Annotated in this window: 18 protein-coding genes; 8 read left to right on the plus strand and 10 right to left on the minus strand. The window is 51.8% G+C overall.

Going from position 1 to position 22,539, the window contains the following annotated elements; genetic code table 11:
* Nucleotides 1-199 precede the first annotated feature (199 nt).
* The 9 genes from KTT_RS13780 to KTT_RS13820 form a co-directional block, all read right to left on the minus strand.
* Nucleotides 200-1,807 (minus strand): serine/threonine-protein kinase, encoded by a 1,608-nt coding sequence (locus tag KTT_RS13780; RefSeq protein WP_126596514.1) that lies wholly within the window; start codon nt 1,805-1,807, stop codon nt 200-202.
* Between the two features lie 127 nt (nt 1,808-1,934).
* Entirely contained in the window at nt 1,935-3,719 is a 1,785-nt protein-coding gene (locus tag KTT_RS13785) for a protein kinase domain-containing protein (protein WP_126596515.1), read from the minus strand.
* A gap of 19 nt (nt 3,720-3,738) precedes the next feature.
* Nucleotides 3,739-7,830 (minus strand): type VII secretion protein EccCa, encoded by a 4,092-nt coding sequence (eccCa, locus tag KTT_RS13790; protein ID WP_126596516.1) that lies wholly within the window; start codon nt 7,828-7,830, stop codon nt 3,739-3,741.
* 64 nt (nt 7,831-7,894) lie between these two features.
* Nucleotides 7,895-8,257 (minus strand): EsaB/YukD family protein, encoded by a 363-nt coding sequence (locus KTT_RS13795; protein WP_126596517.1) that lies wholly within the window; start codon nt 8,255-8,257, stop codon nt 7,895-7,897.
* 96 nt (nt 8,258-8,353) lie between these two features.
* Nucleotides 8,354-8,644, minus strand: a complete 291-nt coding sequence (locus KTT_RS13800) for a WXG100 family type VII secretion target (protein WP_160145851.1) — start codon at nt 8,642-8,644, stop codon at nt 8,354-8,356.
* Nucleotides 8,645-9,222: 578 nt separating this feature from the next.
* Nucleotides 9,223-10,536, minus strand: coding sequence for an RNA-guided endonuclease IscB (gene iscB / locus KTT_RS13805; RefSeq protein WP_126596519.1), 1,314 nt, complete (start codon nt 10,534-10,536; stop codon nt 9,223-9,225).
* Between the two features lie 248 nt (nt 10,537-10,784).
* Nucleotides 10,785-12,494, minus strand: a complete 1,710-nt coding sequence (locus tag KTT_RS13810; RefSeq protein ID WP_126596520.1) for a hypothetical protein — start codon at nt 12,492-12,494, stop codon at nt 10,785-10,787.
* 15 nt (nt 12,495-12,509) lie between these two features.
* The gene (locus KTT_RS13815; RefSeq protein ID WP_126596521.1) at nt 12,510-12,848 is read right to left on the minus strand and encodes a hypothetical protein; all 339 of its coding nucleotides are present in this window, start codon (nt 12,846-12,848) and stop codon (nt 12,510-12,512) included.
* 157 nt (nt 12,849-13,005) lie between these two features.
* The gene (locus tag KTT_RS13820; protein WP_126596522.1) at nt 13,006-14,556 is read right to left on the minus strand and encodes a TIR domain-containing protein; all 1,551 of its coding nucleotides are present in this window, start codon (nt 14,554-14,556) and stop codon (nt 13,006-13,008) included.
* Nucleotides 14,557-14,887: 331 nt separating this feature from the next.
* Between KTT_RS13820 and KTT_RS13825 the strand changes: the two genes are divergently transcribed.
* The 8 genes from KTT_RS13825 (at nt 14,888) to KTT_RS13860 (ending at nt 21,638) form a co-directional block, all read left to right on the plus strand.
* Nucleotides 14,888-15,655: a vWA domain-containing protein gene (locus tag KTT_RS13825; protein ID WP_126596523.1), complete on the plus strand. Its 768-nt coding sequence runs from the start codon at nt 14,888-14,890 to the stop codon at nt 15,653-15,655.
* 36 nt (nt 15,656-15,691) lie between these two features.
* Nucleotides 15,692-16,528, plus strand: coding sequence for a protein phosphatase 2C domain-containing protein (locus KTT_RS13830; RefSeq protein WP_160145852.1), 837 nt, complete (start codon nt 15,692-15,694; stop codon nt 16,526-16,528).
* Between the two features lie 28 nt (nt 16,529-16,556).
* A complete protein-coding gene (locus tag KTT_RS13835) occupies nt 16,557-17,483 on the plus strand; it encodes a serine/threonine-protein kinase (RefSeq protein WP_126596525.1) in 927 nt (308 codons plus the stop codon).
* A 167-nt stretch (nt 17,484-17,650) separates the two neighbouring features.
* A complete protein-coding gene (locus tag KTT_RS13840) occupies nt 17,651-17,944 on the plus strand; it encodes a hypothetical protein (protein ID WP_126596526.1) in 294 nt (97 codons plus the stop codon).
* Between the two features lie 99 nt (nt 17,945-18,043).
* Nucleotides 18,044-19,783 carry a hypothetical protein gene (locus tag KTT_RS13845; protein WP_126596527.1) on the plus strand — a complete coding sequence of 580 codons (1,740 nt, stop codon included), beginning with the start codon at nt 18,044-18,046 and terminating at the stop codon, nt 19,781-19,783.
* 36 nt (nt 19,784-19,819) lie between these two features.
* Nucleotides 19,820-20,464: a hypothetical protein gene (locus KTT_RS13850; protein ID WP_126596528.1), complete on the plus strand. Its 645-nt coding sequence runs from the start codon at nt 19,820-19,822 to the stop codon at nt 20,462-20,464.
* A 35-nt stretch (nt 20,465-20,499) separates the two neighbouring features.
* Nucleotides 20,500-20,745 carry a hypothetical protein gene (locus tag KTT_RS13855; RefSeq protein ID WP_126596529.1) on the plus strand — a complete coding sequence of 82 codons (246 nt, stop codon included), beginning with the start codon at nt 20,500-20,502 and terminating at the stop codon, nt 20,743-20,745.
* Nucleotides 20,746-20,819: 74 nt separating this feature from the next.
* Complete coding sequence (locus KTT_RS13860; RefSeq protein ID WP_126596530.1) at nt 20,820-21,638, plus strand: hypothetical protein; 819 nt, start codon at nt 20,820-20,822, stop codon at nt 21,636-21,638.
* Between the two features lie 10 nt (nt 21,639-21,648).
* On the opposite strand, the gene KTT_RS13865 is transcribed toward KTT_RS13860, so the two are convergent.
* Nucleotides 21,649-22,311 (minus strand): DNA-3-methyladenine glycosylase family protein, encoded by a 663-nt coding sequence (locus KTT_RS13865; protein ID WP_126596531.1) that lies wholly within the window; start codon nt 22,309-22,311, stop codon nt 21,649-21,651.
* Between the last annotated feature and the right edge of the window lie 228 nt (nt 22,312-22,539).

A 22,539-nucleotide genomic window follows, 5' to 3' on the forward strand; every position in this document is an offset into this window, starting at 1 on the left:
TTTCGCACTTTCGATGCTCAAGAGTCCCTGGTGTGTTGGTGCAGTGCGTGCGCATCTGCGCACGCACTGCACCAACACACAAAAACAGTGCGGCCGCGCAGCGGACGCGCGTGCGGGGGCGCGCAAGTGGCCCCAACATGGCAGGAGTCTGACACGCTCTAAGCTCTGCAGCCATATTATCTATTTGGCGGGGATGGTTTTAGCAGTACCCCAGGCTGTGCCAGGTTTGTGGTCCTACCTGTCCATCAACCTCCAGTCCATGCGCTTTTTGATAATCTTTGACCGCCGACTGCGTTAATGGTCCAAAGTCTCCATCTACTGTAAGGGGAGGCGAAAAGTTGTATGGCGAGTTGGGAAAATCATGGGCGGCGTAATGGCTGTTGAGAGATGTTTGCAACGTTTTGACCAGTGCTCCACTCGCGCCTGATTGGATCAGGGCGGGACATACGGGTGGCCTGGACGTAGGCGTGGGTTTCGGTGTGGGTGTAGGCGCAGTAGTAGGAATAATTGGAGCCTGTGTTGGTAGGACGACGGGAATTGTTGGCGTTGCGCTGCTATGATGAGTCCGGGTAGAGGTGGCAGCGTGGTGCGTGGACGTAGGTGACGGCATTTCTTTACCGACGATCTTATCCTCATTGCTGGCTTGTTGCTGCGGTGGCGTTGAGGAAGATATGAGACCTCCACCGTTGATCGCATAGACAAGCGTACTGGTTAACAGCAACAAGACGAATGCGACGATGGCGGCTATGCCGATCTTCTTTTTACGCCCCTGGCGATTTGGCGCGCTCAGCGCTCCAGGTTGCGGGGTGAAAGAATCCTGATTGGTCGTATTTGAGATAACATGTGGTTCCGCAGCGTCTGGTTCCGTAATATCCGCAGGTGGAGGTGTATGTCCTTCTTTGTGCATCGCTTTGAGAGTGATGCTGTCGTTTTGAGCGATCTGTGTCTGCTCAGATGGTGGCATGCCCTGGGTGGGCGCCACCATGATTTTCTCGACCCCACTGGCCTCTTCCAACGCTGCCGCGAACGCTTGCACGGTCGCAAAGCGCTGGCCAGGATCTTTGGCCAGCGCTGTCAGCACCACCCGCTCAGCTTCTGGTGGCAGGTCGGCAACGTATTGACGCAGGGGAGCCGGTACAGTTGACTGGTGCTGGGCCCACATCTCAAGGAGCGTGCCCTGGAAGGGTCGCGTACCACATAACCACTCATACGCAATGATTCCCAATGAATATTGATCGCTGGCCAGTTGTGGTTTGCCCTTGAGCTGTTCGGGCGCCACATAGGCGACGGTTCCGACCAGAGAATTTTCTACGCTCTGCGAGTAGACCGTCTGAGCGATCAAGGCGACACCAAAATCACTGAGCAACAGATTATTTCTTGGACCAATCAGTATATTGCTTGGTTTGAGGTCGCGGTGAATCAATTGGTGTTCATGAGCATACTGTAAACCATCCGCGATCTGGTTCATATAATCCACCACCGTCGAGAGCGGCAATTTTGTTTTGGGCGGATGACGCTGGCGTAGGGTTCCATGGGGCGCGTATTCCATAATCAAGAACGGGATCTCGTTCTCTATCCCGAAGTCGAGCAGACGGATAATGTGGGGATGAGAAAGATGCGCCAGCGTACGTGCTTCATTGATAAAGCGTTCCCGATACTCGTCGATCAAGCGCGCGTATAAGATTTTGATGGCGGCAAAACTTCCAAGGTGAATATGTTCGCCCAGGTAGACATCCGCGAAGCCCCCCTGACCGAGCAAGCGAAGCAGGCGATAATGACCAAATTGCCTTCCTGTATAGTCTGCCATATCCTGAAGCCCTTTTTCCTCTTCTGTTTCCTTCTTTACTAAAGAAGGCAAGCGATAATTCTTGCCTTTCCAATCTGGTCCGGCACCGGATGAAAACTTTTCTCTATTGCTATAGCGCCCTTTTTGTTTAGTAGGGACCTAATTGTGAAGATACATCTGTTTGACCACTCGAAAATGTAAAAGAGGCATAGGCAGAGGCTGTCTGGGTGGGGCCATCATAGACCATGCCCGTGTAGCACGATGTTTGACCAAGTGCCACCACACCATTTCCTCCATTCGAGCAGGTATAGGTTGCTCCATCGTTGTTGCGAACAATTTTTGCGTTCCCATATTTACCTGGGACGGCCTGGGAAAATACCACCTTGGCCCAGGCAGCGTGGCAAGTGTAACTAAACTGAAAATATAATGTGCCCGTTATCCCACCTACATTAAAACTCTTAGGTGTGGAATTGGACTGTGTTGCCGCGCATGTTTTTCCACCGACACTGTAAGTGGTTGGATTCCGACCGTCGACCGCAAAGCTGGTTGGGGCCGCGGCCGTTGGAGTGGGAGTGGGTGTTGGCGCAACCGCTGTGGGTGTTGGCCTGGCCGCCGGCGGAGTTTGAGCGCCTTTAGAGGTTGGAGACACGGTCAGAATGGGCAATTGAGTAGTTTTTTTTGCCGCGCCACTCGTGGGTGTTGGCGCAACCTTCTGGCTGACCGCTGCCGTTTCCTTATTCCCAGACTGTTGTACAGGCATTGCTGTCGCAGTGGCTACCACTAGAGGTTTATTGGCGGCTTCGCCGTTCATAGTATATACCAGCGTGCTGACGAGCAGTAGCGCTACCACCGCCACTATAGCGGCGGTTATACCGATCTTCTTTTTATTGCCTCCCCGGCGAGATGGCGCTGGTATGGGGACGGATCCCTGGGAGGCGCGATCATCGGGTTCGGTGTTCGAGGCCTCATCGGGAGGACGTCCCGCCTCGTCCGGGTCTGTGATATCTACGGGTTGAGAGGCGAAGCCACGATCAGCTGCTTGAATTCTGATCGCATCTTTATTAGCGGCTTGTTCTGACGTCAGCGGTAAGTTATACATGGTGGCCACTGGGATGTGGTCAGGGCGACTGGCAGCTTCCAGGGCGTTCGCGAATGCCCGCACGTTCGCGAAGCGCTGACCGGGATCTTTGGCCAGCGCGGTTAGCACAACCTGTTCGACTTCTGGTGGTAGATCGGGCACGTATTGACGCAGGGGCGCTGGTACGGCGGATTGATGCTGCGCCCACATCTCAATGACTGTCCCTAAAAAGGGCCGTGTGCCACATAGCCACTCATACGTCATTACGCCCAGTGAATACTGATCGCTGGCCAGTTGCGGTCTTCCCTGCAATTGTTCGGGCGCCACATAGGCGATGGTTCCGACCACGGACTTTTCGATACTCTGAGAGTAGGTAGTCTGAGCGATCAGGGCAACTCCGAAATCACTGAGCAACAGATTGTTTTTCTGACCAATCAATACATTGCTTGGCTTGAGGTCGCGGTGAATAAGGTTTTGATCGTGCGCGCATTGCAGGCCATCCGCGATCTGATTAACATAATTTACTACCGTTGAGAGCGGAACTTTCGTTCTGGAAGGATGCTGTTGCCGCAAGGTTCCATGGGGAGCATATTCCATGATCAGGAATGGAATGCCATCTTTGATACCAAAATCGTGCATGCGAACGATATGGGGATGTGAAAGACGCGCCAGGGTACGTGCTTCGTTGAGGAAGCGCTCGTGATACTCATCAATCAGGCGAGCATACAAAATTTTGATAGCAGCCATGCTTCCCACGTGAATATGTTCGCCCAGGTAGACATCCGCGAAGCCTCCCTGTCCTAATAAACGAAGCAAGTGGTAAGGCCCAAATTGCTGTCCAACGTAATCTGCCATGTGTTAAACTCTCTCTTCCTTACACTGCTTCCGTGTTTGTTACCTGGACCTGCATGGGCTGTACCCCGCGACGCACAAGGTAGCCACGTCCAGTCGGCATCTTATCGGATGCGCTCTGCTTATGCAGCACCTGGCGCCCTTCCACCGGATCACCGCGCATAATGAGGCCGGGGCTCTCCATGTTTTTGATGCTCCGGTAGATGGGATCGTAGTTCGCTCGCCCGATCTCTACTACGCGGCGGGCCAGAATAAAATGAATACCAACCTCTTTGGCGGGTTGCAGTACTGCTTCGAGTGGATTGAGTGGATTTCCTGACTGTGGGGTTTGTGTGGCAACCATCTCGTAGTCGTCGACAACAAGGTAGTAGTGCGTTCCGTTCCATGTCCGATCGCCCATTGTTGTCTCCACCGGGCCAGATGCGTTGCTGGCCTGGCGCCGCTTAAACTCCTCATTGAGAAATTGAACACATCTATTAATATCATCCAGGGTAGAGGCATAGGCGAGCACGTGATTGCTGTGCGCCATGCTGATCAATGACTTACGGTAATCAATGATGATGATTCTCGCCTGCTCTGGTGTATAGTAGCGCTGCATGCCGGTGATCCACGTGCGTAGCAAGGTTGTTTTACCGCATTCACGATCCCCGAGGATCAAGAAGTGCGGATCGTTATGCACCATATCGATAAAGACCGGGCTGATATTGGCCTCTTCCAGACCGAGAGGGATACCCTGCGCTGGCGCATCAACCGAGCCGGGCATATCTGACCACTGTACCTCGGGCGGCAGGATACGTATTTTGGGTGCGCCTGGCCCTTTCCAACTGGTATGCACTTTTTGGATGAACGCTTCCAGTATCTTCTGCATAGTAAACGACGAGACATCGTCGGAGCTATGGTTGCCGACAATGGGTAGCGCTGTCTGGAACAACAATTTTTCTGGCAGCAGGCCACGTCCGGGCGTTTCCGCCGGGATCATGGCGGCGGTTTTGCGATCAAACTCTGAATCATTGGTATCGTTTAAGCGCAATTCCAGGCGGGTACCAATATTGCTGCGCAACCTGGAGCGAATATCGGTCCACTGGTTGGCGGTTAAAATAATGTGCACTCCATAGGTCAGGCCGCTGGAGATGAGTGATGTCACGGTGGCAATGCTCTCTGGATCACTGGTCTCGCATTCACTCTGGAACTGACCAAAGTTGTCAATGAACAGGAACACGTCCCCGTACTGCTCTTGCGCGAACTTTCCTTGCTGTCTCAGGTGACGATAGCTTGCCATGCCATCGATCTCGTATTGCGCGAATAATGCTTCGCGATCCGCTACGATCTGTAGCATGCGCCGCAGGACGCGCTGCTGCTTATTTTTGTCGGCTCGGCTACAGATCGCGCCCACGTGGGGCGCGTGTTCAAAGACACGCAGCAGGCCGCCACCAAAGTCGATGCCATAGATCTGTACTTCGCGTGGGGTGTGTGTGACGATCAGCGAGGTCATCAACGTACGCAGCAAGGTGCTTTTTCCCGATTGGGGCGCTCCTACCGCGACGAGGTGGCCTCCCAGGCCGGAGAAATCGAGGTACAGTGGTTGCTGCACCTGTTCCGCAGGCCGATCCATGATGCCGATAGGCACGCACAGCGGTCCAAATGGCGCTTGTGCGGCAAACGAAGAGCCATCCAACTTGCCTTGCCCACAGCGCTGCAGCACATCGACAAGCGATATTTTCTCTTTTAATGGCTCTTGCCAGACCGCGTGGACGCGCCAGCCGTTGGCCGGCACTGGCGCCTGTTTAACTTTCTCAATTACCATCTGCATCTCTGTACGTGGGGCGTTTAACGCTTGCATGCTCTGTGTCTTTTCTCTGCCCTCAGACGGAAGCAGCTTGCCCGTATCTGTAAATGGACGAAAGAGCGTAATCGGATCAACCTGGCGCTGCTCGATCGGTATGTAGGGGAGTGAAATAAGCGCGGTCTTAAAACTGGTATAGATATCCTCATCCACTTTAAAGTAGCCGCTACCAGGAGATGGCGGCAGGTAGTAGGCATCGTGCGTGCCAATCACGGCGCTACTCTCTTCCGCCTTAAATGTGCGCAAGGCGATGCGGTAACGCAGGTGACCTTCCAACGTTCTGATACGCCCCTCCTCGATACGCTGTGTTGCCAGCATCATATGCATGCCAAGGCTGCGTCCCACCTGGCCAAATTTGGTGAACAGCGCCAGGAAATCTTCGTAGTTGGCGATCAATTGCGCGAACTCATCAACAATGATAATCAGGTACGGCATCGGCTCCAGGTGAGGATTCTTGTGCCACAACTTATGATATTCCGTGATATTGGGCACACCAGCCTGGCTGAGCAGATTCTGGCGTCGTTGTTGCTCACCGAGCAGCGAGGAATACATGCGACTGATCAGCAGCGGATCGTTTTCCAGATTGGTAATGATGCCTGACACGTGTGGCAGGTCAGCAAACTCGGCAAAGGCCGCGCCAGCTTTAAAGTCTATCAGCACAAAGTTGACTGTGTAAGGATCATGGGTGAGCGCGAGACTGGTGACGACCGTACGCAATAATTCACTTTTACCTGATCCAGTGGCTCCGATCACCAGGCCGTGCGGACCCAGGCCACCTGCCGCCATCTCTTTAATATCGAGTAAGAGGGGACCATGTTTCTGCAATCCAATGGGAACGCGTAAGAGATCCTGATTATGATGCCGACGCCAGAGGTCCGCCACCTGGAGCGTCTCGATCGCCTGAATACCGTGCAACTGTAAGAGGCCAACGTTTTGTGAATAGTCCAGGCTTGCCTCTCCGTCAACGAGGTGGAGCGAGGCCATGCTACGGGCGATCTGTTCGCAATGGTCGATCTCTATCTTATCAAGAGCAACGAACTCGACGCTTTTGCCATCAGGGGCCATCTCCTGGTAGGAAAGATAGAGATCATGAAACGTCGTAGCGATCGAAAGACGGGCCTGCAGAACCGGCGGCTCTTGCTCCATCCTGTTTACCAGGCTGATTACGGTGATGCCTAACTGGGCGGCATCACGCATGACCTGTTCAAGCTCTGGCATGCGAGCAAGCAGACCTCCGGGGGTAAAGCTATCGATGATAAATATGAGATGCTTGAACTTCATCAACAGCTCATGCCCATCCTGCCTCTTCTCTTTGAGCAATTTGTAGCGCATCTCCAGCTCTGGTTTGATCTGTGCATCAAAAAGGGTGCGGAAATTATCAACCGTATCGGCTAACAGGCACAGAGGCTCCGCGTCATTGGGATGTTCTAAACTGACCTGCCGCAGGCGGCGTGTGTGGGGAAGCCACTTGAGCCAGCCCCATTCGGGAGCGGCGACGGGAGGAAAATAGGCCAGAATCGCTACGTCTTCAGGCGTATGGAACGTGGCGAGCTGGCCTACCAGGCTGCGTGCCAGCGTACGTATGGCTGGATTTGGTCCAACGATGGAGATCGATCCGAGGTTTCTTAAAGGGATGACCAGGGGCTGACCATCGATATGGCTGTTATGATTGACCAGGTCGCGCGCCTCTTGCAGCAGCGACGGCTCTACCCTGGCTTTGTAATCTTCTTTAAAGGTTAGCGGACAGCAGAGGGCGATCGGCGCGATCCCGATACGCACAGTGAGAAAATCCTCATCGGCTGGACGGCGCTCCCATAGCGCCAGCCGTCCGCTGACGACCTCTGGCAATATGGATGGTTCGGGATAGAGGCGCGTGTTGCGCTGCACCTGGAGCTTTTTGAGCTCAGTCAGCCTGCGCTGGATGTTATCAAGGTAGCCACGATATGCCTCATGGCTGGCTTTTTGTTGTGTCTTCTGGGTTCGGCGCTGGAAATATGTTGACAGGAACATTACCCCCAGGGACAGGGGGAGAATGCAGACCTCGGCGATGATGATGAGCGGATTGGGTGAGCCCCCACTAATGCCCAGGTATGAAACCATTGAAATAAGCATAATAAACATACCTGAGAGGGGATATAGATACTGCACAATTGAAGCTAACTTACCCCCTTGATCCTGAGGCAATTGCGGAGGGGCTTCAATCTCTATTGGCTGGCTGGATAATGATGCAGGATAATTTCTAACGGGTCGATAGAAGGTTGTCTTTGCCATAAGAATTCTCTACTCCGCACTAGTCATCATCATGGTAATCAGGTCAATTCCGGTGTAGCTGTTATTAAATATTCCATTTCACCCCGATATTTCCAGGGTTATCCCCCGGATCGATATTCACCGGCCGAAATGTTTGTTGAGGTGCCGCTGTTTGTCGTGGACGTACCGCTGCGGACGTATCCTGCAGAATCAGAACGGTGCCATCAACCACTCCGGCATCGAGCAACGAAGCCAGCGCTGGCAATACCATGCCTGAGTTGGCTACAGAGAGCGTCCACTGTGGTCTGCCCCGTTGTGGGATGGATGCGCGTCTGAAGTCACAGACTTCGAGCAACATGGGAATGAATTTGCCTACAGGTACCTCTGCTGGTACCTGCATGTCGAATCTGCGTCCATCTCCGATAATGGTCACAAGTAATGTTTGCATCGCTTCTATAAACTGATCTATTGATGAAAATACAATCGTAGGAGCCTGAAAACAACAGGCTCCTACGTTATATGCGACTAAAACGAATGGTGAGGTTTAGAACCTGAAGGAACGTTGGATCTGTCCATCCAGGTCGTCATAACCCAGACCAGCGCTGTTGACTTTGCGCGAAATGGTCTCAAGTACCTGTTTGATGTCATTGACATCTTTGTGCCACTCGTTCATCAGATCGACAAATTGAGCGGCTGCGGGACCTTTCCAGAGCCCCTGGAGCTCCTCAATCGTGCCATTCACAGCGGTGATGAGGTCGCCCAGCTCTACCGACTGCTGGGAAAATTTAGATGCGCCACTTTGTATACCTGCTGTATTCGCCTGAATATCTGGCATTGAAAACACCTCTTTTGTGAAATAGGGTTGAGGTTCGCAGGCTATACCTGCTATTTCAACCGGCTTCATTAAAAGGGGGAAGTGGGATCTGTTCACGTGAGCCTCATGCCGAAACATTGAAGGCTGAAAAATCCGCTTCCCTGCAAACGTTGGTGAGCCTTCGGAAAGCCTATGTATGGCCCTTTCGCGTTGCTCTTCAACGTCTTTTTAAGATACGCGATAATGGGTGTCATAGGGATTCCAGATGGAATTATATCAATATAATTCCTCAAAAACAATTTATTCTATTTTTGTACTAATCACCGCTACTAAGTTTAGTACTATGATCAATACACCTCAATATCAAGAGCGTGTCGTACTCTCATGGTTATCTCCTGTGGCCTGCATGTGGTTTCACACCTGCGGTGCTCACGAGTCCATTGTGTTGGTGCAGGAGGTGCGCATCCGCGCATCCCTGCACCAACACCCAAAACGCGTGTGGGGACGCTCACCTGTCCTCACGATGACGGATGTCAGACACTCTCTGATGAGAACGACATCTATTTATCACAAAAACCGGGCCAGGAAGCCCCGCGCCTTCAGGCCGGGAAGGAATGGCCCGCTCCTTGTTGATAACTGTAGCCATCGCAACGATGAATGGGAGTACAAAAGCGGTGGCTAATCCCCTGTACCCGTCCTTGTTTGGTTCGAATATCAAACGAACCCGTAGCTCGTACCAACACCCGACCGACATAGACTCCCTTGTTCTTTCTTGACGTCACGACAGCTCGGATCATATCTCCGGTTTGATAGCCAAAGTAGCGCTTTTGCCGTTGGCGATGGCGTATGGGAAACCCATATTTGTTCACACCACACATTTGGCGGCTCCCATGTCCTGTCGCTGTGATAAGAAGCGGAACGATCCCGTTGACTTGGAGTCGTTCAGGTGTGCTTTTGCCGACGCACACCGCATCTAACCAGTGTGTTTTTGGGAGTTTCCTGGTTGTTCGATTATACTTCGTCAAACCACCTGACCCGAATTCAACTGGTAACCCCGTGGCTTGTAAGCGTTCAAAAAGCGCCCAGCGTGTTGCGTTCACGGCGGCGGCATCCTTGAGTGGCTGCCTCGCCTGCGCCTGGATGCGTTTCAACACCTCTGGTTTTTTCTTGAGGAAGACCGCAATATCCTGCGTCCCTTTGGCCCTGTTACATTTCTCACAGGCTAGACACAGATTGCTCATGCGATTGGTTCCTCCTTTGGCTCGTGGGTGAATATGCTCTATTTGTAAAGGAATATCCTTTTCCCCGCAATAGGCGCAGGCACGTTGCCACTTTTCCAGCAAGTATTCACGCGCTTCGTAGCCTGCCAGCGTTCCTTGCTGATATTCCATACCTTTCATTTCTGGACGTTCCATCAGTTGCATGTCGAATCTCACGACCTCTTGACTGATCGCTTGAATAGGGCAATAGCGAGAAAGGCGGCGAACCCACGTGAGAATGTTGGCAATCCTACTTTCTAGAGAAGGTGGGAGCCAGTCCTTCTTTTGGTTCTTGCGATTGGCCCAACGTGCCTTGCGATAGCGGTTTTTTCGTTGTCTTCGGCTCCGACGAACGGCGCGACGAGCATCCAATGCCGCCTTTACTGCCTGCCCACGATGGGAAAGTTCAGCTGCAAAGACAACCTCACCACTGACATCATTCACAATGGCAATCCCTGTTGTACGTGAGCCAGGATCAAGCTTGACGCGAAGTGGTTTGACAGGTGGATATTCCACCACCTTTTGTAAGATCAAGGTAAATGGGTATCTCCTATAGACTGCCGCCTTACCTTGCTTGAGTAAGAAGCGTGCATAACCAGGATGCACTGGGTCTAATGGACGCGTATTGGTGTCAAGAACAAACACTTTGGACATGTTTTGCTCCTCGCAGAGCCTCCTGTTTCCAGGGTGAATTGGTGGCCTCGACAAGGTTATGGAGCGGTTTGACGTGGACAACACTGAGTTAACCATCTACCTCTGTTTAATTGTCCACCGTAGAGGTTGGAACTGGCCGCGCACCCCAACGTACCTAATTTCGCTCCTAACGTAGGCTCTCTTTCAAACCTGAGTCTGGTCATGTTCGGCTTGCAAACATCCTTTCGTCCGTTTGCAAGCCCCCGCTTTTAAGCGGGTGGTTCATGACCTGTATTAACCGGGGCTACCCCACCATGGGTATAACCCTTGGGGTTGGGATCGGGTACGAGTTGTGAGTTGAGATAGGAACTGTGGGTGAAGTTATCCAGGTTGGCACCACTCTCTTCGGGAACGGCCGATGACTGGCCGATATAGAACTTCGCGTTTGGTGAAACCTTGCCATTCGCGAGCTGGGAGAGCTGTATAGGCGTGAGCATATGGACGCCGCTTCCATCGCCTGGATCATAGTAAACATTGTAGGGCATGGATGGCCCCATCTGCTCGGGCGTTCCTGCACTAGGGCTCGCGCCAAGGGTGTGATTCCAGACCTCGGCCAGGGCCATCTCTTTCAAGATATCTCCTGTGCCCTTGGTGAGCGCTTCCTGCCCGGCTTCTTTGGCGGCCCCTAAAACTCCGGCCTCCGCTATATCTCCAAAGCCATCCGTCAGGAAGGCGAGTGCTACCGCCGAGACGGGAATAAGGATCTGGTCGGGCTTGAGGCCAAGGATCGTCATCTCGTGTTCCGGAGCCTCTTTGTCTACTTTGGTATAGGAGAGGACGTTGAGATTTTCTGGCAGCGTCTCCAGGGGCTTTTCGCCGACCAGGACCAGGTTGTTCACCTTAAAATTTTCGCCGCCCTTGTTCTCACCATCCAGCACCATTTGCTGGGTGATACCTCCATCTTTGTAGCCAATCAACGTGACGGCGGTATCCTTTGACAGGCCATGGGTTGCGATATACTGGTTGATCGCCTTCTCGACGTCAGCCGGATTAGTCCCCGATTTGACGACGACCATCAGACCATTGGGCGTCTGCCAGAGGTAGACCTTGCCGGTCATGCCGGGCGCTGTCACATCGGTGATCAGATCTCCAATGCTAGGTGAGCTGATGGCTGAGGCCGCGTCGACATCCATCTGGAATTGTCCGACGATGGTCTGAAACTCCATCAACCATTCACCATAGCCTAGCTTCATCTTGTTCGCGATGACGCCCAGGTAGTGCAGCGCGAGCTGATGGGTTGAACTGAGCTCTAAAGTATAGTAGTTCAATTCCGCTTTATCTTTGATCGCGCCTTCCAGATAGCTCTGTTGCTGATTCTTATAACTTAAGAAGTCGCCCTGGATGCAGCTGACGGCGTAGTTGATGTTATCTTCGATCAACTGCTGTCCTTTGCCAGGGGTTAGCAACTCGTCTAACTGCGCGAACAGGCCGGGGAGCGTATCCTCGCGAATGCGCCAGACTACGGTCTCACTGACGCTATCGGGATCAGTATTGCTGTATGGTGAGTTGCCCTGGCCTTCGTTAAAGAACTGGCTGACACTGGTTCCGTATAGACCACCACCGCCATTGAGCATGCCGTATAGATCACCGGTCGCCAGATAGTAGCGTGAGTCCTGATCATAGGGCGGGCACAGCTCTTCCAGCGATTTGTGTGTCTGGGTGCAGGCCAGTTGAAAATCCTGCAGCTTGGAGAGCACATGTTGTGACCGCGAGACATTGCGGCTGACCGCGTCTTTACAGCCCTGAGCCCCTTTTCCCATGAAGGGAATGGAGCCCGCTACACCATCAACATTATTGTTTACATAGGTCTGAAATTGAGTGGTGGTCGTGGTATAGTGATTGGCAGCTGTACTACTCTTCGTGCCCAGCTCTTCCAGGCTACTGAGGAGAGGCTGAATTACATTCTCAAATGTTGTCATACTATACCTCTTCTATTATGGAATCAGCGTGGTAGGAGCGATGTCGGTAAAGACATTCACTGTGCTCACTTCTTGCTTCTCAGAGGCGGTCGCAGTATTGAGCAGGATACGGCCGATATCACTGCGCTGTGTCAGGACGTCTGTGTAGGCTTTATAGAAATTGGTACTGAATTGGGTAATCTTCCCCTGCAGGATCTGCGGCATGTCAGGAACGATTTGGTCTATGCTACTCTTGAAGGTATCAAGGGCGAGTGGATCGGGAGAATTCTGTAAAGATTGCGCGCCGTTCAGAACACTCGTACCCAGTTCCTGCACTGAGATCGTATCAATCTGAAAATCGGTTTCGTATCCCAATGACTTCTCTCCTTTAACTATTTAAATATATTAAGTATTTTAGCATATGTATCTTGTAAAAAAAGTTAATAAGTTCACAAAATACTAACTGTCTTTACAATATACTGATTTTGATACAGGACGTTAGCCATGCGGAGCCCGGTTTCTGTGATCAGTGTTAGCCGTTTTGTTGTTCGGAGCTCCATACTTTGGCATATTTGAAGAGAGCCTGCGTTGTAAAGTCTTCGTTGGGACCGCTGGCGGTCACGCCGATGCTTCCAGCCGCCTGATTATGATTGTCCTGGATCGTAGCGACATGCTGCAGATTCACGTAAAAGTCCAGCGTCTGACCAGTGGCACTGATGGCGATCAGATTGGCCTGGTTGAGGCCCTGTTTGATGGCGGGGCTAAAGCCGCCCTGTATCTGGTAATCCAGATTATTATTGTCGTTACGCTCAATAATGTAGTTCCCATTCACCGTAATGATGAATTTGAAGTATGCCTGTGGCGAGATATTGGCGCGAAAGATAAGCCCGCCGGCCTGCCCTTGTGTGATAGTCATTTGTATCTGGTAGGTCAGATCTTTATAGCTTGTCCTGGTCGCCAGGCAATTTCCGGGACCATGTGTGCTGAGCATATATGACTGATTGGAGAACTGGCAGCTCAGAGCCTTCTCGTTATTGAGGTTTTCCCAACCATTATCACTGGACGTCCTGGTGGTAGTGTCCAGGGCGTCGTTGACGACAAGCTTATTGGATTTTCCATAAGGATTCTGTTGCGACTGGGTGGCCGCCTGAATCAGGGTGTTAAGCTGGTTGGTAAATGAAGAAGGGGCGGCCGTTGGCGTTGCCTTTACCACCAGACCTGTATTTGTAGCTGGTGCCCTTCCCCATATGAGTACGCCAAGCGCAAAAAGCAAGGTAAGGACCTGTATCGCCGAGAAAATAATCACCCAGATGGGTGCTATCTGATACTTATCACGTAGCGGCACGGGACGATCTATCTGCGATTGCTTATTGCGGCCGGGCAGAAATTTCCCATTGCGCTCTTTAGGTGGAGCAGGCTGGACCGTCATCGCGGCGGGAGGCGGTGCCGGTGGCTCATTTTGCTGGGGATAGAACGGCTCTTTTCTGCCATTTTCGCCGCCTGGAATATACGATCCAACTGGCGGAGTGTTATATCTGGTAATCACGGGTGCCGCGTTATTGGGGGAAGAACTGTCCATCGTAGTTACCGGGGCCCCTTCGTTTGCTGTCCTGTTACTCATATCGCGTGAAGCGATGAAGGTCTCGTCTGGATCTTTCTCAAGTGTTAACAGGTCGAGGTAGAGTAACAGCCTGTCCCTCGCCCTCAGGTAATCCTGTGTGGCATCGAATGCCCGCAGCTTTGCTATCGTCGGTGGTTCTCTATCCGCTGCGAGTGGTGCCACAACCAGGCGCAACACCTCTTTGATGCGTCCCTGTGAAACCAGGGTCAGCGCGAGATTGATGGTGGATTGCACGCGCGGCGATTGAATTGCTTCGGCGTTCTGTACCAGGATAACGTATTGGCACCTGGGTAGTTCCGTATAGAGAAACTGCATAAAATTATCATCAAAGATGCTCTCGCTGGCGGTTATAACTTCGCCTCTCGCCGCTTGTAAATCCAGGATAAATTGAGCTGCAATATCGCGCTCATAGCGAGATGATTTTGTTGTCGCATAGCTAACGAAAATACGAGTCGATGCCATATGTTCTCCTTGAGATAAGGTACTGACAGTTAATAATGCAAACGAAAAATATAGCAATATATGCAGCTGTAAAAAATTATGGGCGTGATAGCTTCTTTTTAATATCCAATCAATTATGTCTATAAACTGAGAATTTGTCTACATAATCGCGAACAGTCCTGTTGTGATTGGTATATTTGGGCTTGAGGTGTTAATACAGTCCGATGTGGTAATCTTCTCTTGTACGTTTGTAGTATCACTGTTACAATACTGGTCAAAAAATGCTATAGCATTTTTTGACCAGTATTGTCTACCTTCAACAGATTGCTAAAGAGGAGTGCGTCGGTATTTTATGGAACAGTATTTACGACCAGCCACAAGGCTTACACCTGCCCTGGTGGTCTATCTCATAGATGCAAGTGCATCTATGAACGATCCCTGTGGACCCCGCGCAACGATGAGCAAGATCGATCTGGTCAATATGACCTTGCGTGAAGGTATTAAGGCGATGGTGTTGCGTTCGATGCGGGATAATAAAGTGCAGCCACGCTATCATATCGCCATTTTTGCTTATAGTACAACGGTGCTGGATATTCTGCAGGGCATTCGTACCCTGCCGGAGTTGATGCGTGTCGGTGGCCCTCCTGAACTGGTCGCGGGTGGTGAGGATACAGATACGGCCGCGGGTTTTAGCGCGGTAGAAGAGCTCCTCCAGCAGCATCTGCAAACCTATCAGGGAAGCCCGGCTCCACTCATCTGTCATCTTACGGATGCGTTGCGTACTACGCAGGACCCGGCGCCCATTGTGCAGCGCATTCAGAAGATGAGCGTCGAGGATGGATCGGTACTGGTAGAAAATGTGTTGATGACGACAAAGCTCCTACGCAAGCCGGTGACGGACTGGCAACAATGGGGCGGCGTACTCAGGGCCAAAGATATCGCCGATAACTATGCCAGGCTCCTATTCTCTCTGTCATCGCCTTTGCCTGAAACATATCGCCAGAATATGAACAGGTCCGCTGGCTATCAGCTTCAAAAAGGCGCGGCCCTCTTTTTTCCCGGCACACAAACTGAGCTGATGCGCCTGGCGATCGCTGCTTCTTCCGCGACTCAGCTCTAAGGTCGCTGTATTTTCGGGAGAGGAGTATTCTCTACTGTGTTGTATGCCAATCATAACCATGATTTTTCCGTGATCGAAACCGCGCTCCGCGCCGATACCTTCATACACACGGCATTTGAGCCTCTACTATCGATTCGCTGCCTATCAACCCGTTGCCTTGAATCTCAATTGGAAGGCTCAGTCAACCAGGACTTTGTCAGGCTCGTGATCTCACGCCGCACGGCATCGCTCTGTTTTTGTGTCTGCGATGGTGTCGGTAGCTCCTATCAGGGACACTTCGCCGCGCGCTACCTGGCCCGCCGCCTGGTGAAATGGTTGCAGATCTTGCCGCAGATCCCGCAAGATCCCTTGATTGTGCTCCCCTCGCTGCGTTCGAGCTTCTCTTTATGGGCTGAGAGCGCCCACCAGACGCTGTCTCAATTGAGATTGCCCGCTGGACTTTCTGCGTGGGAGCGGGAGATCATTAATGAACAGCGCGATCTCTATGGTAGCGGAACCGTATTTCTCTGTGGTCGCATCGACTATGCCCCGGCAACGGCTACGCCACAATATATGCCTGCGCTCTTTTGCTGGATGGGAAACGTGACCGGTTATTCCTTCAGTGGACGGAATCAGTATAAAGAACTGGGCGATCACGGCGAAGATACCAATCGCTGGTCCACCAGAAGGGGCAGCCAGGGGAAGATCACAGTCTGTACCAGCACCCTGCATCGACCAGATCCACTCGTGGTACATACTGATGGGCTCGACGCGCTTGGTCCAGAATTGATCTATCTCGACGACGAAGCGCTAAGTGAGCGTATGCGCTCCCTGTTGCAGCAGCCCAGAAATGATGATATGACATTGCTTAAGTTGAGTTGGAATACTTTTTAGCGCCTCTAGATAAAGAAAATAGAAGACTATGAGTATATTTTCCCCGGATATGCGAGCAAGACTTGTAATTAAAAGGGATACCTATCGATTCTTACCACACCCTGTCCTTCCTGATGAAGTCAATAAAATTGTACGCATCAATACAACCACGTATCAGCTTCAGAATGAAGGGGATAAAACGCTCTGGGCTTTAAAGGTCCCCAATCCCGGTGCCGTTGATCCATCTGTTGAACAGATGGTAGTCAGGCAGAGCGCATTTGGCAATCTTCCCGGGTTGCAGGCCGCCAAACGCATCTGCCTGGTGAAGAGATTATTTCCGGAACTGATCGCGGCGCATCCTGAGCTGGAATATTCCATTCTGATGCCCTGGATATCAGGGCGTACGTGGGCGGGCTTTATGGATGATGGGGATCTGTGCTCACAATATACCCTTGAGCGGGCAAAAGAGCTGGCCTTGACGATGGCCTATGTTTTATGGGGTCTGGAAACAAATGGCCTCGCCCACACCGATATTGCCGGCGATAATGTCGTTATTGTAAATCATAGGCACGTTGAATTGATAGATCTTGAGGGCCTCTACGTTCAAGGGACGCCACCGGTGGCGCAGCCGAGCAAAGGATGGGCAGGCTATCAGCATCCACGCCTCGATGGACAGGGCCAGAGCCATCTATTTGGAGATCGCTTTGCTGGCGCGATATTGCTTGTGGAGATGTTGACGTGGTGGAATCCACTTATTCGCGCCTTGACGGAGGGCGAGTCTCTTTTTCAATTCAAGCACCAGGGGGTGCGTGATGAGATGACACAGCGCTTACGAGCGGTGCGCCAGATTCTGCGCGGCATGTATCCAGGCTTGCACGAGCTCTTTGAACAGGCCTGGTATTCGCCCAACCTGGCCCGCTGCCCGGATTTCCGCTCCTGGGTTATGTGTATCCTCCGCTTACGTTGGGATGGATAGATCACTTACGATACTTATTTACTACTGCATTTGTAATTGTGAACAATTGCATTGTAATGGGTCGTCAAAAATAATATACTCAAAAAGAATTACACATTATGTATTAATCACAGGAATATTGAGGATAACAGTGAAATTCTAGATAGCCATCGAAAGGATTTTGCTTTATGGGCGAGAAAATAAGTTATTCCGCAGACGGCATGCGGGCCGTAGCCAGTCAGATGTTGACCGATGCGCATACGGCGATTGGCAATCATGACGCGGCCTGGCGCCAGATGGATAACCACCTTCAATCCTATCCAGACATTATCCAGGGCCTGTTGCGCAACATCGTTGAGCCGCATCAAAAGCACCTGCGCTCAACCTATGAATGGCAGATCTCGTTTGCCAATGCGCTCAAGACTAGCGCGGACCAGTTGGAACTGGCTGACCAGAATGTAGCCAACGAGTTCACGCTCTGAACCGCTGAAAAGCAGCCAATGCAAGGTACGACTGAGAAGGGAAGTATTGTCTGTCCTTTGTTAGGGACAGCTAGCAGATAGATAGGCAAGGAATGCCCTATGGGTGCATACGACATTATTATGAGTTGGATCTCTCCGCTAACAGATCCAATGCGGGGCTTCGAGCTGCATGCGCAGAACATGAACTCGATTCATAGCACGGCCGTACAGCAATTCACCACCAATGCGCAGGGTTTGCAGACCAACACTATCGCCTCCGGACAGTTTGCCGACGCGATCACCAATAGCGCGCAAGATTTCACGAATGTGGTCTACGGCTTATCGGCGATGGCGGACACCGCCAATAAATTGGATGGTATTACCGAAGAGTTTACCACCACCGTTTCACGGCTCTTAGCTGCGGGAGAGAGGGCCGCGGCCGCGTTGGAGGGCGAATCCGCCCTGACGGAGATTACCGCCGACGTTGATGTCGCGGCGGTAGCCGAAGCGGGCGCCAATCCTATCGCGGACGTCGCCGCGATTATCCTCACATTGATCGACGGTGCTCTGCTGATCGAAACCATGAAAGAGCTGGGGCAGGAGGTCCACGATAGCGTACAGAGCCTCATACGCAACCTCTGGGAGATCTACTACGCGGTCTACCCGCCTGTCCCACCTGCTCCAACGCCGATGGTCAGGCCCCCCAGCTGGGCCAGCAAACCGGTTGATCCAAACCAGTTGCGGAATCTGGTCATAAAGTATGGCTACCTGGCACAGACTCCGGCCGAGAAGATGCAGCTTGAGAATATCATGAAGGGCTTGTTGCAGAAAGGTCTGACGCCTGAGCAGATCGAAGGTATGATGACCGATCTGACTGCTACCAAATCAAGTAATCAGCAGATCCTGACCTTTCTCAATGGGCTGGTACGCGTTGACCCACTTAACCCCGATTCGCCCAGTGGCACGCAAATTTTGAATTTTTTCAATTCAACCAAAAGTCGCACAAACTATTCTTTAACTCGTTTCGTACAACAATATTCGGAGATTGCAGGAATCCCTGGCAGTGATCGGCTTCTTGAACGTTTGATAACTTCAATGCCAGCTAAAGGCGACGCCATCCAGGACGATAATTCGGCCAAAGGATATAACTATGAGTGGGATTGGGTTGTAGCCCATAAGGATAATATTGCACGCATCGAGGATGTCACAGCGAGTGCTAATGGGAAGAAAAACGAGCAGGCGGCTGATATTGTTATGAAAAGCGGCCTCTTTACTCAGGGTGCTGTGGTAGATGTAAAATCATATTCCTGGACCAAGTTTGATGCCCTGCTCAATCAGCAAAGGCCACTTACGGATAGTGAGTTATATGCCAAGATGCAGGCGACAATAAGACAGATAAAAAGAGACAATCAGATCTATAATCAGACACTCATTACGGATGCGAGTGGTAACCCTCTCGATAGCAATGGTAATCCGACCACTGACCCTAAGAAATATACGTATAAAAATAATGATCATCAGTTCCCGATCGTGTATTGCTTTGACTCTCATGGTGGCAAAGATAATGTGCCGCAAAAAGTGGTTGATATGCTATCTCAGCAGGGTGTGACCGTCATGAGTTCTCCGCCCGATAAGGTTTATCAGCCATCGCCGGCGGTGCAAGATGCTATCAATGCCCAGAAAGCCAGGCAGCAGCAAGCCGCAAATCAACAAATACAGGGACGGAATGATAAAATAGGAGCACTTGAGGGTGCTGAACGCGTTGTTAACAGGTTACGGCAGATTGTGACAGGAGGATCGGGAGTACCACAACTGCCGGGGCCAGGTGATACACCCTTGCCACTCCCTGGCGGTGAGTAGTATCTGCTTTAGGGGGCTATCAATTGGAGGCTTTATATGGAAGATTTTATCTGGCTGCGCTTTTTCTTACGCTCACTTGATGAGTTTTATGATACTGAGCACTGGCAACAATTTTTCACCTTCTTGCGCGAGAAAGGCTATACCTTAAGCTCGACAGCAACAGGATCAGAAGATCTTCTTTCTGAGATACAGGCGTTTGTACAGCAGCGTGATGGAATATTTTCCATCGATGTTTCAGGAGCGCTAGAATTCCGCATTGATATTGTTCCTGAGGAAGGATATATGTTGCTGGATGCCGAGGCAGAAAATCAATTCTCTATTGAAGAGGAGGGCTTTACAGCCTACCAGGCGTGGCTGGAACTGCTCAAAGAGGTCTATACGTTCTGGCATCCATTGATGGTGTATCAGTTTAACGAGAATCGCCATAATGTGACACGTGATAACATTGTATCCAATCAACACCTCAACTGGCTGTATGATATCGCTATCTATAGTCCACAGCTTGTTGATGCCATAGGATGTGAGCGCTTGCTGTCGGCTCCTGCCTGGCGCATTGATGAACTGGATGATGGAGCTATCATGGTGGTACCAGAGGAGCATTATTATCTGCCCCGTGAGCATCATTATCGAGACGTAGCTCAACATCTTGGATTTGTGGTGCCGCCCCTATCAAATGAATAATCTGTCAGGCGAGAAAAATGAAGGAGTAGAGGATTATGAGCCGTATGGTGATGAAGAATGGGGATATCGTCAATCTGGAGACATATGATTGGAGCACCTATCGGGGGCCTGTGCAACTGGCAGCCGTCGTGCGCGAGATTCGAGAGAAAGCCAGCCGCTGCCAGAGCGATTATCCCGGCCACAAAGTTATCTTCTGCTTTAATTCTGAGGATGGCGCGGTCCCTAATGAGGTTCAGACAGGCCTGCAGGATCTGGGCGTTGAGGTACAGACCTGGCCGTAGTAGCCAGTCGGATTTCTTTCGTTGGCTGCTAATCCCATACGCAGATTATCGTGGCAGGAGGTCATCGCACGACTATGACGGTTCCGCATACCTGGGCACTCAGCTTTGTGCGCGAGCGTGCACAACTCTATGATTATGAGCAGCTGCAACACTTTTGCCAGCAACTGGCCGAGCATGATTGCTACCTGGCGCTGGATATCGAGATCGGCTTCACCGCTTTATGGCAGAAGTATCACGCTTCCGCGCAGCCAAAGGCGCGGCGTGGTTCATCTGTCTCTAACCTGAAGGCGGGTGTGTCAGAAAACCTGCTATACGCGCTACGGACCTATTGCCAGCAGCGGCAGGAGCTTTTTACGTTCCAGCTCTATGCAATGGCTACCAGCGATCTTTTGCGCGGTATGACCTGTTTGGTCACGCTGGCGCCGACCGAGGGTTACATTCTTCTGTCGGTGGACGCGGAGCGCTTCTTTTACGGCGCTCCACCGGGACTGGCGAAGTATCGCTACTGGTCGGATCTGCTGAGGATCACCTATCAGTGCTGGCATCCACTCTACATCCACACGTTCAATCACGCGGGACCAGCAGAGGTGAATCCAACGTGGGAGCAGGTGCAGGCCTGCGAACTGCTCCTACTCAGCGAGTTTGGCATGCTGGGCCCCGAATTGGTGACTAAACTGGGCGGTGAAGAGCACTTCCTGAGCGCGCCAGCCTGGAAGATCGAGCGCCTGGACGATGGCGGCATGTTCCTGGTCCCTGAGCCGCCATCGTATGTCAAAACTTCAATCGATTGCTCGTATAGCGCGGTCGCGCGGCACCTGGGTTTCACCACAGCTGAGGCAGCGCCTGACGAAGTGTTCGTTGTGGCTGATGATAGTGGCTCAAAGCAGGAGTAAATCGCAGTAACTAGAGCGAGACGATGCGTGTGCGTGGGCGTTCGTTCTTCACAGCGATGCGGCGGATGCCCCACATATACCAGGTGGCGAAGGTGCGATAGGGACGCCAGAGCTCGCCGCGTTCCAGCGCCTCTTTTTTAGTGGGACGCTCGGCCAACTGGTAGGCGAAGCGGATGCCCTCCAGGAAGCCAAGATCGTCAACCGGCAGCACATCGGGCCTCATCAGCACGAATATCAGGCACATCTCCGCTGTCCAACGCCCGATCCCCTTGACTGCCGTTAGCCGGTTGATGATCTCCTCATCATCAAGTTCAAACAGCTTCTCTAGCTGTAGCTGGCCGCTGTTCACATGCTCGACAAGGTTAAGGATATAGCGCGCCTTCGGGGTAGAGAGCCCCAGTGTCCGCAGTTGCTCAAAATCAAAGGGCAGTAGATTCTCGGGTGTGACTTTCCCATCCGGCATGGCTGCGCGCACGCGCGCCATAATCGCGTCGGCCGCCTTCACTGAGATCTGCTGTGAGATGATCGCGTCAATCAAGGCGTTGAAGATATCCGGATCAGGATGCAGGGAGCAGGGCCCTACACGTTCGATTACATCCTTCATAATCGGGTCGATGCCGCTCAGATACGCTGTGGCCGCCGCGATAACATCTGTATATGATGAGGTTTGCATAGCTCTCTCAAATCTTTCTTCCTGTGCTGTACGTTAACCTGTGCCTGATAGTATAGGCGCGATAAGAACATTTGTCTACTCCGAGGGGATGCGTTTCGTGCCTTCGGCCCCTGACGCTACGCGCCTGAGGCGCTCACATGCATAATTATAGAAATGACAGAAATAGCGTATTGCTACTTCTGTCATGCAATGCATGACAGAAGTAGCAATACGCTATTTCTGTAATAA

The organism is Dictyobacter aurantiacus, assembly GCF_003967515.1.
In the GTDB taxonomy this organism is placed as follows: domain Bacteria; phylum Chloroflexota; class Ktedonobacteria; order Ktedonobacterales; family Ktedonobacteraceae; genus Dictyobacter; species Dictyobacter aurantiacus.

Coding starts and splice junctions, on each gene's coding strand:
- KTT_RS13780 (WP_126596514.1), bottom strand. CDS start 1,807: ATGGCAGACTATACAGGAAGGCAATTTGGTCATTATCGCCTGCTTCGC.
- KTT_RS13785 (WP_126596515.1), bottom strand. CDS start 3,719: ATGGCAGATTACGTTGGACAGCAATTTGGGCCTTACCACTTGCTTCGT.
- eccCa (WP_126596516.1), bottom strand. CDS start 7,830: ATGGCAAAGACAACCTTCTATCGACCCGTTAGAAATTATCCTGCATCA.
- KTT_RS13795 (WP_126596517.1), bottom strand. CDS start 8,257: ATGCAAACATTACTTGTGACCATTATCGGAGATGGACGCAGATTCGAC.
- KTT_RS13800 (WP_160145851.1), bottom strand. CDS start 8,644: ATGCCAGATATTCAGGCGAATACAGCAGGTATACAAAGTGGCGCATCT.
- iscB (WP_126596519.1), bottom strand. CDS start 10,536: ATGTCCAAAGTGTTTGTTCTTGACACCAATACGCGTCCATTAGACCCA.
- KTT_RS13810 (WP_126596520.1), bottom strand. CDS start 12,494: ATGACAACATTTGAGAATGTAATTCAGCCTCTCCTCAGTAGCCTGGAA.
- KTT_RS13820 (WP_126596522.1), bottom strand. CDS start 14,556: ATGGCATCGACTCGTATTTTCGTTAGCTATGCGACAACAAAATCATCT.
- KTT_RS13825 (WP_126596523.1), top strand. CDS start 14,888: ATGGAACAGTATTTACGACCAGCCACAAGGCTTACACCTGCCCTGGTG.
- KTT_RS13835 (WP_126596525.1), top strand. CDS start 16,557: ATGAGTATATTTTCCCCGGATATGCGAGCAAGACTTGTAATTAAAAGG.
- KTT_RS13840 (WP_126596526.1), top strand. CDS start 17,651: ATGGGCGAGAAAATAAGTTATTCCGCAGACGGCATGCGGGCCGTAGCC.
- KTT_RS13845 (WP_126596527.1), top strand. CDS start 18,044: ATGGGTGCATACGACATTATTATGAGTTGGATCTCTCCGCTAACAGAT.
- KTT_RS13850 (WP_126596528.1), top strand. CDS start 19,820: ATGGAAGATTTTATCTGGCTGCGCTTTTTCTTACGCTCACTTGATGAG.
- KTT_RS13855 (WP_126596529.1), top strand. CDS start 20,500: ATGAGCCGTATGGTGATGAAGAATGGGGATATCGTCAATCTGGAGACA.
- KTT_RS13860 (WP_126596530.1), top strand. CDS start 20,820: ATGACGGTTCCGCATACCTGGGCACTCAGCTTTGTGCGCGAGCGTGCA.
- KTT_RS13865 (WP_126596531.1), bottom strand. CDS start 22,311: ATGCAAACCTCATCATATACAGATGTTATCGCGGCGGCCACAGCGTAT.